The sequence below is a fragment of the Ruegeria sp. BB5 genome (assembly GCF_056539405.1).
In genome coordinates, this window is the sequence record NZ_JBQFUX010000011.1 from 113,540 (window position 1) to 126,998 (window position 13,459).

Here is a 13,459-nt window from a genome sequence, read left to right on the forward strand (position 1 = left end):
CGGTCGCAAAAATAGCTCGACGAACAGGCGGTTTTCCGCGCGATTGTGTGGCAATCTATACGGGTCTTAAAACGGTCACATATATCAGACTAAATGAAGACATTTGGGAGGATAGAAATGTCGTCAGTCAATTTATACTCAGAAGCCGAACAACTTGAAGAAAAGCTCAGCGGAGCGTGCCTTGATACACGTCTGGCATTGCAACCAAGTGTGGCCAAAGTGATTCAACGGATGCGCCAGCAGGGAATGCATGTCCCGTCGCGCCTACGTCGTTTGGATGCAGCCCTGTGCGAAGATGCGATGGAAGCGCGCTTTGATAATCTGCCCGTTTGAATTCAACGCTCAGCCAAAAGAAATCCCGACGATCACCACCATCAGGCCAAGAACCGACAAAAACAGTGATGCCAGGTTCCACGGCAATACACCTTGAACAACAGCGCGCAGTTCCTCGTCCGACAGGCCAGACTTGCGCGCCTTCATCACACGCAGGATACACCAAACCAGGCCGCAGAGCCCGGCAAGCGACAGGGCGGCACCGCCCCAGGTGATGAATTCGAACATGGTTCCCCACATTTGCTTGTCAATTCCACCAGCGCTTAGCGGATAGCCACTGCTCACACAAGCCCGGCAGGATTGGGTGCTTGCGGCCCGTGCGGCAGCAATGTATCCGGCGTAGAGCCCGCTGTCACAGCATCAGATATCCACCTCTGGGAGAGACATTTATGGATGACATGACCGAAGATCAGGCCACTGCGAATTATCGTGTTACCGCGGGTGAGCTGCGCCAGTTCATCGAACGCTTTGAACGCCTGGACGCAGAAAAGAAAGACCTTGCGGAACAGCAAAAAGAGGTGATGGCGGAGGCCAAAGCCCGTGGATACGACACCAAGGTCATGCGCAAAGTAATCGCGCTGCGCAAGCGCGACAAGGACGATATTGCCGAAGAAGAGGCGGTGCTTGAGATGTACAAGGAAGCGCTGGGCATGAGCTGAAACAGGGCTGGGTCCGTCTGACGATTCTTGTCATGCGGGTCCCTCACATTCACGATCAGGGTTTTAGAACACGCACGCCCGGTACGGCACCAAGCCGTTCAAGATCCTGTTCGTACAGTTCGGAAAACGCGTCCACGATCTCGGTGGACCAGCCGGGCATGTCCAACTCTTCCTCAATTTTCTCAGGCAGCGCGTGCTCTTCAAAAATCTGAGCCAACTGTTCATGCAGGGCTGACCTGTCTTGCGGCTCAATTTGGTTGCTCAGGGCCAGCAATTTGGTTTGTCCGGCTTCATCCAGCAAAGTCGCCAACAGGTCATATTCATCCACCAGCGTCGTACTGTCGTCCAAGCCAGTTAAAGACCGTATAATGTCCCCCCAGATAAACGGGGTGTCCTCATTGCTCCACAATGTGATTTGAACGCTGGGGGCGAGGTCCTGAATGTCTTCGATCATGCCGATCCAGCTAAGGCAGCTCAGGTCAGTGTTTCGAACAATTTCGGCACGCTCACCTTCGGGCAGCGACATCAGGAGTTTGGGGATAAAGCTGCCCGGATTTCTGAGCCCTATGAACAATTCAAGTTGGTGTTCATCAAAGGCTTGCTCCAACAGCGCCATTCTGCGACCGGCTAAAGGATACAACTGCCCTTCCTGCAAGGCATCAGCCGGTTCACCCGCGAATCTTCCACTGGAAAAGATCGCCCGCAGGGTATGTGAATCGTTTGGCAGAATGCTATTGAGGTTTTGGGATAAGTCGACGGCCTCAGTTCCCAACTTTTCAAAAATGGGATTGAAGGTCCAGTTGTATCGTCGCGCGCCAAAAATCTTGACCCCGTTATTTTTCAGGATGCCTGAGTTTTTCTTCAACGAGTTCAGCACGCGGCCTTCATCTGTAAAAGCCGCGCCCGCGTGGATAGCAACCTTCATTTTCGGTTCTTGTCCTTGCTTTCAACTCTTCTAGTCGGGTTACAGCCTGCGGTCGAAACAGTCAAATCCACACCATTCTGCCCGGTTGTTTCTTCGCGTTGCCAAGAAATCCGACATTCACTAAGTTAAGATAAAAATATGGGCTTGCAGTCTCCAACAAGAGAAAGTAATCGACACTCAGTGCCCCTATAGCTCAGCTGGTAGAGCAACTGATTTGTAATCAGTAGGTCCGCGGTTCGAGTCCGTGTGGGGGCACCAAACCAGACGCAGAAGCGTTGCAATCCGCTAACGCTCTGAAAGGTAAAGTCAGATTCACGGTTCGAAACCCTTGTTTATGGCTGTAGACCGCTGGAGCGGCAAAGATCATTCGAAGCATAGATTTTCGCCATTCGAGCGTTGACTTTTTCCATATATCAAAAGGGCTTGAGAGAATCCGCATTGCCGGTTCGAACGCATCTGAGAAGTCTGGGCTGTTTTGGTCGAATTCTCTTAATTTGTGCTCCTCATGGGCCTTTTCATTGTGTAGTTTTTCTAGCTTTCTCTCCAGGGCCGAAGACACAACTTCCAACTCAGTGTCTACGTACTTGTCAGTCGTCTTTTCGATTTCACTGTTTATCTGAGAGATTCGCTTTCTGCGCTCCTTACGTGACTGTTTATCCTTGAGCCTCCGAAGCTCCCACGCATCTCGCAGCATTTGGGAAAAGACCTTCACGAAACCAGGCTCGGGTTGAATCTGGCGCAACAAAGATTCGAACTCACCTTCAAGCTGCTCTCTTCGAATTGACTTTCCGGCCCTGCTGCATCCGTGTTTTCGGCAAATGTAGTAAGGATAGTGCTTTGATCTTCCTCCTGACCAATTCGAGGTCATGAAGTTCCCGCAAGCTTCACAAAGGACGAATCCACGGAGAGGAAAATCCTCGCTGACATCTTGCCTGACACGAGCCACCACCTTTCCATCCAAACGCTTCAGAATTTTCTGATGTTCCTCATATGAGATCAGTGGAGAATGCTTTCCTTTGGTGAGTGGGATGTTCCACTTGAGGTTGCTGTAGCGCCCTGCATATAACGGGCGCCGCAATATCGCTGAGACGTATGAGTAAGTAAGTTTGCTTTTTCCGATATAGCGCATGAATGTAGGATCATTCTCAAGGAACGATTTGGATTCTCCCACAGTTTCGAAGCGACCAGCGGCAAACCCTGATAACATCTCTGATAGAATGGATGCCACGGGCTCGTCCCTTACAACCTTTTTTCGCCCTTGATTGTCCGAACGAACATACAGGTAGCCAACCGGCAAGCGGCTGAAAGCATAATATCCGTTCAACATTCGACCACGAGTGCGGCTCTTGTTTGTCTCTGCATTTTTTTGGCTAAAGTGCTGAGAGAACACTGCTTGCATCATCTCAAACAGGATTTCATCGGCGCTTTCGCCAAAGCGAAGTCGAGGGCTTACCAATTTACCGCCCGCGCTTTCGATTTCCTCCTTTATTCGCAAGTATGCCTTCATACCTCGGGCAAGCCGAGAGACGTCATCAATGATGACGGCTTTCGTATGCCCTTTAGATCGTTTTAGATAACTAAGCAGACTGCTCATGCCTTTTCTTTTATCCAATCGACCCGACGCTATATCTCTAAATTCTTTTTCGACATCTAAGTTGTTTTTAAGTGCAAACTCGCGGCATATGGTTAGCTGCGATTCTAACCCATCGCCTTCCTTAATTTGCTTGGAACTCGAAACTCTGACATAAATTACTGCCGCGATCTTTGTGTCAAGGTTGCTCATTTTTAATTCTCCCTTTTTATTCGATGTAATTCCGCTATTTTTGATATTTCATTCACTAATATTCGCAATAGCGAGCACGATTTGCCATGAGGCCCATAAATGTGATCTTCCAATTCTCCTTTGACCCGCTACCCAGTTGAGCTCGGTGCAATATTTTTCGAAATTCTCATTAAATTTCGCCGTCACACATAGAGAACTTGTTCGCGTAGCCAACGCGTCTACGTCTGAACATACCGCGCCCCAACCATTTGAAATTGCGCCGACTGTGCTGGCTCCCTTGGTCGACTTCCACGAGATGCTTGGCTTATCTTTCTTTTCCTTTTTTGATCGGATCATTTCACAAACCATTTATTACATTAACTGACTTCCCTATTGCCTCAAATGAAACTCAATTCGTCAAGGGTAATGAAAAAACAAGCTCGGTGGAGTAGCGTCACTAATTCTAGACCAGTTCATTTATCCTTGAATTCCTGCTGCTAAAATTCTGTGAGGTCTATTCTTTCAAAATCTCCTATCGGACTCATCTATTCATGTTGGCAAGAATAAATTTGGCACCCATTAGATCTAAAAATACGAATATTGCCTTGAAGTCTTGGTAAGTATTTTGGTGTGGAATTCCATTTGCCATTGGGAAAATGGTAGCCAGTCAAACTCAAAATTCTACGAGAAAAAAAAGCGAATCAGTCAGGAGTGCTGTCGCGATTTTCGGGCCTACCTGTTAGCAATTGACTTGAGTCCCAAGTCTTCTCAACTTAGGAGAAAATTCCTGAGTTTGGGGTTTCCCGAATGGAAGTACAGGTAGCGCCATGCCGCTCATGAAGTGGGATCAGTTTTGAACACTACGGTCGCAGGCATCTCCAGGGATGGCCAGCGGAGGCAAACTGGCCTCGTTCAGCCATGATAGATAGATCGCAGAAAACAACACTGACGATAGTCACAACTGCCACCGAACAATGAACTTCTCGATCTGAATGACGTTGGCTTGGAGCTTCGCTCGCAGCCTCGATGCCAGGATGCCTGCCGTGGGCGTGTCCTCATGCTGCGTGATGAGTCCATCATTGCCAGTCCACCGGATGTCGAAGAAATCAGGGCAGGGTATCTCCATGCCGCGGACGGTTGCTTTCTCGTATTCCTCGAAAAACCACTCCCTAACGGTTCGCTTGATAGTAAGCGGTGCTGCCCAGGACGGCATCCTGCTGACCGAGGAACAGATGGCGGCGCTGGAGAAGGCCAAGCAGCAGAGGGAGGCGCATGGCGAGATCGAGAGCCACCATCCCGGTTATCTTGGCAGCCAAGACACCTACTATGTGGGCACGATGAAAGGCGTGGGGCGCATCTACCAGCAGACCTTTGTCGATACCTTTGCCCGCGTGGCGATCTGCAAGCTCTATACCGAGAAGACGGCGATCTCCGCCGCAGACCTGCTGAATGACCGGGTGATCCCGTTCTTCGCCGAACAAGGCATCAACCTGCTGCGCATCCTGACCGACCGGGGCACCGAGTATTGCGGCAAGGTCGAAAACCACGCCTACCAGCTTTATCTGGCGGTCGTGGATGTGGATCATTCCAGGACCAAAGCAAACAGCCCACAGACCAACGGCATCTGCGAGCGCTTCCACAGGACCATCAAGGATGAGTTCTACGACATTGCCTTCCGCAAAAAGCTCTACCGCTCGGTGGAGGAGTTGCAGACCGATCTGGATATTTGGCTGGCCAAATACAACGAACAGCGGCCACATTCGGGAAGATACTGCTACGGCAAAACACCTATGCAGACCTTCCGAGAAACGCTACACATCGCCGTGGACAAGACAATCAGGGGTTCCGATCAATCGGACGGCCAACAACCCATTCTCAGCCCTGTTCGCTGAGGTGTCCGTCAGATCAAGTCTGAAGTTTTACATCTCATTGTTCTTCGGTAAGCCGTTTCAAACCAAGCTCCAGCTTCGCTCCAGTGCTTACAACTCGCGTTGCCTCTCGAAACCAGAGCCGATCTTCGGCGGATACCTCGAGAAGGAACCACTTTGCCAACTCGTTGTGATTGTGCGTGTAGAGCTGCGTTAGTGCAGTTGTTCCGTCGTCAAGTTTGTCTCTCACGTTTGCTCCGTATTCTATCAGTGTGCGAAAAAGCCAGGGATCTCCTATTTCAGCCGCAAAAAGAAACGGAGTCATTCCGTCGCAAGAGACTTTTGTGGTGATGTCTGCCCCTGCGTCTAGAAGGGACAAAACGATCTCTTTACAGTTTACAAGTTCGCTCTGTTGCTTCTGAAAATACTCATCCATTTGCGGCACGATCCGAGGGTTTTTGTTGATAAAACTCTCCCACGCTTCTGCATGCCTATGCCTGAATGGAGATGGTGTCTGCCAATGCCGGTCACCCCAAATGGACACCTTTTGAGCACGTTGGTGAGGATCAAGGAAGTCTTCCAACAACCTTTGTGGCGACCGGAAGTTATTTGCTGCTGCAAATAAAGGCGAACCTCCTTGCGGCCCTTCAATTTCGAAATCTGCACCTTTAGAAAGCAAAGATTCAACAAAACCCGAGTGGCGCTCCTTTATTGCTTCATGCAAGCATGTCTCGCCATTTTTTGCCTTCGTATCGATTGTAGCCTTCTTTGTGGCGTCGATTAGTTCGTAAAAGACATCTTTGTCACCTCGCTTAATCGCAAAAAACAAAGGTGACCTTTCCCGCTTATCGAGGTCGCCTGGATCAGCTCCCTTCTTCAAAAGTGCTTGGATATTTTCCCTGTCGAGGAGGAATGTGTAAATATGAAGCTGGCTCACGGGTCCATCGCCCCAATCCCTAAGTCTCCTGCCCGGGTTAGATAAATCTGGTGTCCGGCCTTTCCATTTAGCTGCTGCGGGAAACCCGACTTTCGATGTCTTTATTGGCAGGCAACCAAGTGCTTCAGGATAAGAATTTGGAAACAAAGACTTGAAAGAAGTATCCGTCTCCTGAGGCATTACCTCTAGTCCGATTGTTTCACAACGCGCAGTCCAGCGGTTGCGAATTTGCTTTTCGTTGATGGCGGCTGAAGTGGCGAACAAGTAGGTCATTGCGCATTCAAATCCGGCGGCACTATGGTAGCTGAACGCTGCGCCCGCTTCATCAAAACACTTCAGCGCGGCCTTGCGATCTCCAAGCTGTGCCAAGTGCATCCCTTCCATCAAAGAAAGGTTAGCCAGACTGAAGCTATCGCAAAGCTCTTCCTTAAGCAGCTCGATACAAGCTTCGGCCCTTGCTACATCTCCAGCCACCTTCTCTCTACTAGGGGCTGTGAGCTCCGAGAGCTCCAATAAGTTTTTACAACGGGCTTCTCGAAATTGCTCATGCGAAATAGAGTTTTGGAGTTTTATTTCTTCAAGGACCGTCTCGACCGACTTCTCGTAACGCGAAGTGTGCCGAGAAGTATCTACCATTTCGAGACAGCAATAGTTTCTGTATGCATTCGCAAGTGCCAAAGCAAAACCGAGATCAAAGTCATATTTGCTCTGGATTGCTAAGATCTTCGAAACGCTCATGCCGGACTTACGCGACCATCGACCGATCTCAGTTTCCCAACTGCGCGCCTCTATCGGAATTTTTTTTTGTAGGTCAGCAGATAGCGCCCGGATGGTTTTACCCTGAAGACGTGCACTCCATACAACGGAGACACCTTCCGCCGGATGACCAATAACATCTTCAACCTTGAAACCGAGTTTCTGCGAAAGCGGCGTCAGGAGTTCGACAAACAAAGAAACAGCGTAGCTGTCAAAGACGCTTCTAACTTCAATAGCACCACGAGATCCGCACTCGAGTTCTCGGACGGCAAAAAAGTAGTGGTCCTTATAGTTGACCAGAGTTTCTAGAATCCCAGTAGAATCGGGGCAGGACTTCAACAAACTCGAAAGCTTTTTAAGTGAGAGTTCGCGGATTTCTTCAGAAAGAAAACCCTGTAGATCAGCCATTCGTTGAAGTTTCTTGTCGAGAGCAGAGTTGTTCTCACCGTCAACGTGCGTGAAATTACGAAGTATAAACTCTAAGATTTCGCCGGGTTGTGGGATTGGCTTCATTGGGAGGCTATTCGTTTTAGATTCTCTAGCTGCATGCGCGTGTTCAGGTAAGCTCTCCGGCAGCTTGGGGATCTTGCTACGACCAAAATTCCGCCATTCGCTAACCGCAATTTGCCGTGCTTTCGACCAATTGCAAAGCGTGCTCCTGCTTTTACTTCTTGACGGATCATTTTGTCTATATCTCTGTTTTTACAGTACTTCATGTGTGAGATTTGGGGGGAGGTGATGAAAGCCTCATCACCTCGATGATATTATTTTTTTGTCTGCTTTGCCGCAGCAGCCTGGGCACGGGCCGGAAAGCTGCCTTTACTCACTTTGCCACCGTTGCTTTTCGCGGAGGCACTCTGTACTCGCGCAGCAGCTTTTGCAGTCATTGGTTTTGATTTTCTCATAACGTCTTCCTTGTTGCGTTGTAGATGGCCAATATTTGGCAAGCACCAAGAAACAAATCGAGAGACATACTCGGGACACCAATCTTCATTTTTAGGGAAGGTCGGGTTGAGGTTGCGCGTCCAACGGGCTCAGTAACCCCTTTTACGCATACTACTCAGTGAAGCCGCCAAATCTCTCATACAGTATCACTGACACTGCGACACGCGGTCTGCTCGTCTTTGCCCTGTGTAATCAAGACCCTGCGCTAGAGACTTCGAAATGGGTATTCACCACACGCAACAAGTGCTCAAAGTCACCCTGGACGGCGTCCTCGAGGAAGGCCCGAACTCTGGCTTGTTCGGCTCCGGCTTTTTCGGCTGCGGTCTGGCAGCGTGCCAGCACTTCAAAGGCGTTGCCGCTTGTCCTGGGCAGGTCGATGGTTGCAAGTTTTTTCATGTCAAATCCTCATCTAGAATACCGGGCAACCATTGCAGGTCGAAATTAATCTCAGGTATAAGAATTGCGGATTTTGCCCCGATCCAGAGACTGATTGGGATTTAACATAAGTTGCGATTATAGAGTGATTGCGCTTTCGTCAGCCTGCTACCCGCTGCATCCGAACATCGACCAGTCGTGAAACTTCGATAGGTGACAGCCTTGAGCCCTAAGTTCAAAATGCTTCTTCGCACTCAAAGGTCTGCGATGCGCAGCAAGCGGACTTTGCAAAGTTTGGTGGCCATCTCTGCTGTGCTGCTTCGTCAAATCAGACATATGAAAGCCGTTGCGTTAATGCTGGGTATCAGTGACAGATTGTAGCACGTTTATGCGAGTTTGGTTTCAGCAAAGATATACGATGAGCAGAGCAATTCCGACAAAACTGATACAAAGTTTGAGGGATGAGTTAGCATCCGCGATATCAGATTATAAGGCCTATGAAGTGCCGGGTGTCTGCGCACGATTGGGTTTGGCCGAAGGAAGCGAAGAAGAAGCGTTTCAGAGTAAGTACAAGTATGCGTCCAGCAGGTTGGCAGCAGTTGAGGTCGAACCACTCGTAAAAATGGCTCGTTCGCTTCTTCAAGAGATCGACGCTTTCAACCTCCTTGAGTTGGTTGATAAGATCGCGGATCTGGAACGGCCCGAGATTACTAGCATCACGCGCCGAAGATTAGTCAAACTGCTGACCGTGGGCCCACTGGTGAGTGAAGTTGATGATTTTACGTTTGTGGCGGCTGTCTTTCCACTGGAAAACATGTCCGCACCCCATCGAAATGATAATCGCACACTCGAAGAATACTTAATCCAACACACAATTCGAAACGATGATCTGACTCAACAGGAGTACTTGGAAGCTCTTGGGCTGCTGACTTGCTCCACCCGTTTGTTGTTTAGCTTTATCGAACAGCTCACCTCTGCCGAATATCAAAGTGAGGAACGCCAGAGGATACTATCTGGGAAGGTCGACGATTTGCTGCGCCATGATGGGTACACGCTGTCTGAAGCCGGAAGAATCTCAGGATCACCGATTTTCGAGGTAAACCCGCTGCCAGAAGGAAATCCGGCTGATATTGAGATCACGGCGACCCTGAGCACCTTTAACCCGGATCAAATTGGCGAAAGATGGCAAAGTGCACTCGACAGCAGGTCAAAAGACGCTGAACGCGCAATCACATTGGCCCGAACTCTAATGGAAGACGTTTGCAAGTGGATCTTGCACGAGGCAGGTGAAAGCTGGGAAGAAAAAGATGATCTTCCAGTTCTATACAAAAAACTCTCCAAGACGCTAAGGTTGGCCCCTGATGATTACACGGAACAAGTATTCAAACAGATTTTGAGTGGGTCACAATCGGTTGTGACGGCACTCGGTGCGCTCAGAAACAAGCTGGGAGATGCTCATAGTATTGGACCGAAGCGCATCAAACCAGCGGCTAGACACGCAGAGTTGGCCGTCAACTTGTCAGGTACTATGGCCACGTTTCTTGTTTCCACTTGGAACGCGAGGCAAGCTGAAAAGTAGAAACACAGATACTGGTTGGCAGGTTTGGCTGAGCAGCCTCATCTGACTGGTCCAAGTTGATTGTTAGTGCATCATTGGCCTGTGATCCATTGAGATGATGGTTTCGGGCGCTGGCGGGCGGTAGCCCAGTGCACTGTGGGGACGTTTTGTGTTGTAGTGTCTCCTCCATTGTTCGATCAAGATTTGTGCTTCGCGCAGGCTGTAGAAGATTTCGCCGTTGAGCAGCTCGTCTCTGAACCTGCCATTGAAGCTTTCACAATATCCGTTCTCCCAAGGGCTTCCAGGTTCGATGTAGGCTGTCTTGGCCCCGACAGCAGCCATCCAATCCCTGACGGCCAGGGCAACAAATTCCGGCCCATTGTCTGAACGAATGAAACCGGGCGCGCCACGCAGGATGAACAGATCCGTTAGAGCATCAATCACGTCCGTTGAGTTCAGCTTGCGCTTCACTCTAATCGTCAGGCACTCCCGGCTGTGCTCATCAAGGATGTTCAGCGTCCGAAAGGCTTTGCCATCGTCGGTTCGACAATGAACGAAGTCATAGCTCCATACATGATTGCGATACTCCGGCCTCAGCCGAACACACGACCCATCGTTCAGCCAGAGCCGTCCTTTCTTCGGTTGTTTCACTGGCACTTTCAGCCCCTCTCGTCGCCACAGGCGTTCAACCCGCCCGTCGCTAACAGACCATCCAGCCTCTCTCAGCAGCGCTGCGATCCTGCGATAGCCATATCGGCCGTACTGTCGGGTCAACTCGATCATGTCGGCCACCAGTCGGTCTTCGTCTGCGCGACCTTGTGGGACGCGCCGTTGCGTGGACCGGTGTTGCCCCAGCACGCGGCAGGCGCGTCTCTCGGAAACGTTCAGCTGGTTGCGTACATGGTTAATACAAGCACGACGACGAGCGGGGCTCAGTAGTTTCCCTTTGTGGCTTCCGTCAGGATCAGTTTGTCCAGCGTCAGATCTGAAACTGCGCGTCTCAGCCGCTCGTTCTCTTTCTGAAGCCGTTTCAGTTCCTTCAATTGATCAACACCCATTCCACCGTACTTCCTCCGCCAGCGGTAATAGGTTTGTTCGACAACTCCGATCTGTCTGATCGCGTCAAGACGGGACATGCCTTGCCCCATCAGAACTTCAACCTGCCGTAACTTCGAGACAATCTCTTCAGGCTTCGGTCTCTTATTTGCCATTCGTGGCCCTCCGTTTCCTAAACATAACGGTGGACCAGTTCAGTTGGGGAGGCTCAAGACCAGACGTTCGCAGGGCGAAGGCACGTTGGTACAACGAGCACTCCGCTGCCAATCTCTGCGCCCCGGACAAGCGACCGAAGGAAGCCCAAAACAGACATTGCGATTGCAGTCCGTACTCCGGTAGCTTTCACATTATGAATGTACTACCTTACCTCTCCGAGCATTACTCAGACCCTAAAACATATCCTCCTGGTGTGGCTTTCCTGGACGGACAGTATTTGCCGATTTCGGAAGCCAAGATTTCGGTGCTGGACTATGGGCTACTTCATTCTGACGCGACGTATGATGTCGTCCATGTTTGGAACGGAGCTTTCTTTCGACTCGAAAATCACCTTGATCGGTTCTTTGCAGGTTTGGAAAAGCTGCATATGTCGATTGAGTATGACCGAGAACAGGTCATCGAGATACTGCACAACTGCGTCGCACTGTCAGGGTTAAAGAACTCCTACGTCGAGTACATTTGCACACGCGGTATGTCTCCGACATTCAGTCGGGATCCACGTGATGCGGTCAACCAGTTCATTGCATTCGCAATACCGTTTGGATCGGTGGCCAATCCAGAGCAGATGAAACATGGACTAAATGCAGCAATATCATCCTTAGTCCGCATTTCTCCAAAGTCAGTCGATCCGACCGTGAAGAACTATCATTGGTTGGATCTGGTCAAAGGCCTCTACGAGGCTTACGACCGCGGTGCTGACACTGCGATCCTTGTCGATACAAATGGTAACGTATCTGAAGGGCCCGGATTCAATATTTTTGCCGTCATCGACGGAAAAGTTCTAACACCGAAGTTCGGTGTGCTTCTCGGGGTCACTCGTCAGACGGTCTTCGACATTTGCACGAACCTGGATATCGACTGCTCAGCCGTCGACATACCCCAAGACCAACTCCTAGTTGCAGACGAAGTCTTTATATCTTCAACCGCCGGTGGGATCATGCCAGTGACCAAAGTAAATGGACGAAATATCGGTGCTGGATCTCCCGGCCAAATCACAAGTCAGATTACCATGAGTTATTGGGAACTGCACAAGGAAGAGAACAAAAGGATGTTTGTCAGATACTTGGATGACAAATAGCCTTCAGTCGGTGTCTGGTTGGCTCGGAGAAACGGAAGCTTTTCTGCAAGACGGACCCCGGCAAGACACGCCAAAATAGCGGACCAAAACAGAGCTTTTCTGTGACCGGTCTCAGCCCTAAGCGGACATTCGAGTCTCGGGTAGCAGCTGCGCGGAAGCCCCCCGAACTAGTATTCGGCAACCAATAGATGTGCATCATTTACCGTCCCGTACCTAGTTGTTTGGGAAGACTAGCTTGGTTTCATCAGTTCAGATATGCCGTGCCAAGTGAGCGGTGTCAGGATGCGCCGCGGAAATTTCTTTTTTGGAGAGCAATTTGGAACACGCTGAATACATTGCATTGGCCGGTGTGGTCGCAACACTTCTGGGAGTGTTTGTGACTTGGAAACTGGCGAAGAGACAGTTTGCAATGAAAAAACTAACTTACTCTTATGACATCGAAAGGCTCGTCAAAAACGACGACCCTGATCTATCGCTAGATCTCAAAGTACTATATCGCGGTGAGGAACTTCCTGAGCCCACATTGATGACGTTAGAAATTACAAATTCCGGCCATAGCGCAGTCGAGGACGCAGAAGTTGTCGTGCAACTCCCAGGCTCCACTTACTTGATCCCTGGACATTTTATTGATCTCCCACCTGGATATCTGTCTCTGTGGGACATCGAAAGAACCGATGCTGAAGAATGCACTGTGAAGCTCAAGCATATCAACCCGAGACAGACTGCCAAAATGCGGTTTCTGATGGACGAGATGCCGCAGGGAAATCCTCAGCTGGCCTGTCCGATGCCAAACGTCGAGTTCGACAAAGCTAGTGTTGCTAAGATGGGTGTAATGGCAGAAATTGTCGTGTCGTTCGTTGCCCCACAGGTATTGGGTGCCACGCGGCTACGCTGAGCGTGTGAGCTGCACGCCTGGGAAGCCCATATCTTAAGAAACGCAGGGAGCATCAACCAATAAACTCACTCTCCCACCTCTAGCCATATAGCTACT

General features: G+C 50.1%; 12 protein-coding genes, 1 tRNA gene and 1 pseudogene. 7 read left to right on the forward strand and 7 right to left on the reverse strand.

Annotated features, from left to right (window positions below):
• The first annotated feature begins 117 nt into the window (after positions 1 to 117).
• On the forward strand, positions 118 to 333 hold the full coding sequence (locus ACR0DL_RS19470; RefSeq protein ID WP_170351325.1) for a hypothetical protein: 216 nt from the start codon (positions 118 to 120) through the stop codon (positions 331 to 333).
• A gap of 9 nt (positions 334 to 342) precedes the next feature.
• Here ACR0DL_RS19470 and ACR0DL_RS19475 read toward each other — a convergent pair whose 3' ends face one another.
• Positions 343 to 561 (reverse strand): hypothetical protein, encoded by a 219-nt coding sequence (locus ACR0DL_RS19475; protein ID WP_170351324.1) that lies wholly within the window; start codon positions 559 to 561, stop codon positions 343 to 345.
• 161 nt (positions 562 to 722) lie between these two features.
• Here ACR0DL_RS19475 and ACR0DL_RS19480 point away from each other — a divergent pair, with 161 nt between their 5' ends.
• The gene (locus tag ACR0DL_RS19480; RefSeq protein WP_058282431.1) at positions 723 to 992 is read left to right on the forward strand and encodes a DUF2312 domain-containing protein; all 270 of its coding nucleotides are present in this window, start codon (positions 723 to 725) and stop codon (positions 990 to 992) included.
• Positions 993 to 1,047: 55 nt separating this feature from the next.
• Here ACR0DL_RS19480 and ACR0DL_RS19485 read toward each other — a convergent pair whose 3' ends face one another.
• Complete coding sequence (locus ACR0DL_RS19485) at positions 1,048 to 1,917, reverse strand: hypothetical protein (RefSeq protein WP_480690840.1); 870 nt, start codon at positions 1,915 to 1,917, stop codon at positions 1,048 to 1,050.
• Between the two features lie 182 nt (positions 1,918 to 2,099).
• Here ACR0DL_RS19485 and ACR0DL_RS19490 point away from each other — a divergent pair.
• Positions 2,100 to 2,175, forward strand: a tRNA-Thr gene (locus ACR0DL_RS19490).
• On the opposite strand, the gene ACR0DL_RS19495 is transcribed toward ACR0DL_RS19490, so the two are convergent.
• Positions 2,138 to 3,700: a recombinase family protein gene (locus ACR0DL_RS19495; RefSeq protein WP_368040063.1), complete on the reverse strand. Its 1,563-nt coding sequence runs from the start codon at positions 3,698 to 3,700 to the stop codon at positions 2,138 to 2,140. The genes ACR0DL_RS19490 and ACR0DL_RS19495 overlap by 38 nt on opposite strands.
• A gap of 1,178 nt (positions 3,701 to 4,878) precedes the next feature.
• Here ACR0DL_RS19495 and ACR0DL_RS19500 point away from each other — a divergent pair.
• A pseudogene (locus ACR0DL_RS19500) lies at positions 4,879 to 5,571 on the forward strand (integrase core domain-containing protein); the annotation flags it as partial.
• Positions 5,572 to 5,605: 34 nt separating this feature from the next.
• Here ACR0DL_RS19500 and ACR0DL_RS19505 read toward each other — a convergent pair.
• The 3 genes from ACR0DL_RS19505 to ACR0DL_RS19515 all read right to left on the reverse strand — a co-directional run bounded on the left by ACR0DL_RS19505 (position 5,606) and on the right by ACR0DL_RS19515 (position 8,581).
• Complete coding sequence (locus ACR0DL_RS19505; RefSeq protein ID WP_170351322.1) at positions 5,606 to 7,648, reverse strand: ankyrin repeat domain-containing protein; 2,043 nt, start codon at positions 7,646 to 7,648, stop codon at positions 5,606 to 5,608.
• 356 nt (positions 7,649 to 8,004) lie between these two features.
• Entirely contained in the window at positions 8,005 to 8,145 is a 141-nt protein-coding gene (locus ACR0DL_RS19510; RefSeq protein ID WP_170351321.1) for a hypothetical protein, read from the reverse strand.
• 232 nt (positions 8,146 to 8,377) lie between these two features.
• Positions 8,378 to 8,581, reverse strand: a complete 204-nt coding sequence (locus ACR0DL_RS19515) for a hypothetical protein (RefSeq protein WP_170351320.1) — start codon at positions 8,579 to 8,581, stop codon at positions 8,378 to 8,380.
• Between the two features lie 397 nt (positions 8,582 to 8,978).
• Here ACR0DL_RS19515 and ACR0DL_RS19520 point away from each other — a divergent pair, with 397 nt between their 5' ends.
• Positions 8,979 to 10,139, forward strand: a complete 1,161-nt coding sequence (locus ACR0DL_RS19520; protein WP_170351319.1) for an abortive infection family protein — start codon at positions 8,979 to 8,981, stop codon at positions 10,137 to 10,139.
• A gap of 63 nt (positions 10,140 to 10,202) precedes the next feature.
• On the opposite strand, the gene ACR0DL_RS19525 is transcribed toward ACR0DL_RS19520, so the two are convergent.
• A protein-coding gene (locus ACR0DL_RS19525; protein ID WP_170351318.1) for an IS3 family transposase occupies positions 10,203 to 11,329 on the reverse strand; the annotation gives its coding sequence in 2 pieces (ribosomal slippage) (positions 10,203 to 11,068 and positions 11,068 to 11,329; 1,128 coding nt in all).
• 194 nt (positions 11,330 to 11,523) lie between these two features.
• On the opposite strand from ACR0DL_RS19525, the gene ACR0DL_RS19530 reads away from it, so the two are divergent.
• Together ACR0DL_RS19530 and ACR0DL_RS19535 are read left to right on the forward strand one after the other, a co-directional pair.
• Entirely contained in the window at positions 11,524 to 12,468 is a 945-nt protein-coding gene (locus ACR0DL_RS19530; protein WP_425082159.1) for an aminotransferase class IV, read from the forward strand.
• 316 nt (positions 12,469 to 12,784) lie between these two features.
• A complete protein-coding gene (locus ACR0DL_RS19535; protein WP_170533625.1) occupies positions 12,785 to 13,363 on the forward strand; it encodes a hypothetical protein in 579 nt (192 codons plus the stop codon).
• Positions 13,364 to 13,459 lie beyond the last annotated feature (96 nt).

Bases quoted from the DNA above. Each gene is read 5' to 3' on its own strand.
- ACR0DL_RS19485 (WP_480690840.1), bottom strand. From the start codon at position 1,917: ATGAAGGTTGCTATCCACGCGGGCGCGGCTTTTACAGATGAAGGCCGC.
- ACR0DL_RS19505 (WP_170351322.1), bottom strand. From the start codon at position 7,648: ATGGCTGATCTACAGGGTTTTCTTTCTGAAGAAATCCGCGAACTCTCA.
- ACR0DL_RS19530 (WP_425082159.1), top strand. From the start codon at position 11,524: ATGAATGTACTACCTTACCTCTCCGAGCATTACTCAGACCCTAAAACA.
- ACR0DL_RS19475 (WP_170351324.1), bottom strand. From the start codon at position 561: ATGTTCGAATTCATCACCTGGGGCGGTGCCGCCCTGTCGCTTGCCGGG.
- ACR0DL_RS19510 (WP_170351321.1), bottom strand. From the start codon at position 8,145: ATGAGAAAATCAAAACCAATGACTGCAAAAGCTGCTGCGCGAGTACAG.
- ACR0DL_RS19480 (WP_058282431.1), top strand. From the start codon at position 723: ATGGATGACATGACCGAAGATCAGGCCACTGCGAATTATCGTGTTACC.
- ACR0DL_RS19470 (WP_170351325.1), top strand. From the start codon at position 118: ATGTCGTCAGTCAATTTATACTCAGAAGCCGAACAACTTGAAGAAAAG.
- ACR0DL_RS19495 (WP_368040063.1), bottom strand. From the start codon at position 3,700: ATGAGCAACCTTGACACAAAGATCGCGGCAGTAATTTATGTCAGAGTT.
- ACR0DL_RS19520 (WP_170351319.1), top strand. From the start codon at position 8,979: ATGAGCAGAGCAATTCCGACAAAACTGATACAAAGTTTGAGGGATGAG.
- ACR0DL_RS19515 (WP_170351320.1), bottom strand. From the start codon at position 8,581: ATGAAAAAACTTGCAACCATCGACCTGCCCAGGACAAGCGGCAACGCC.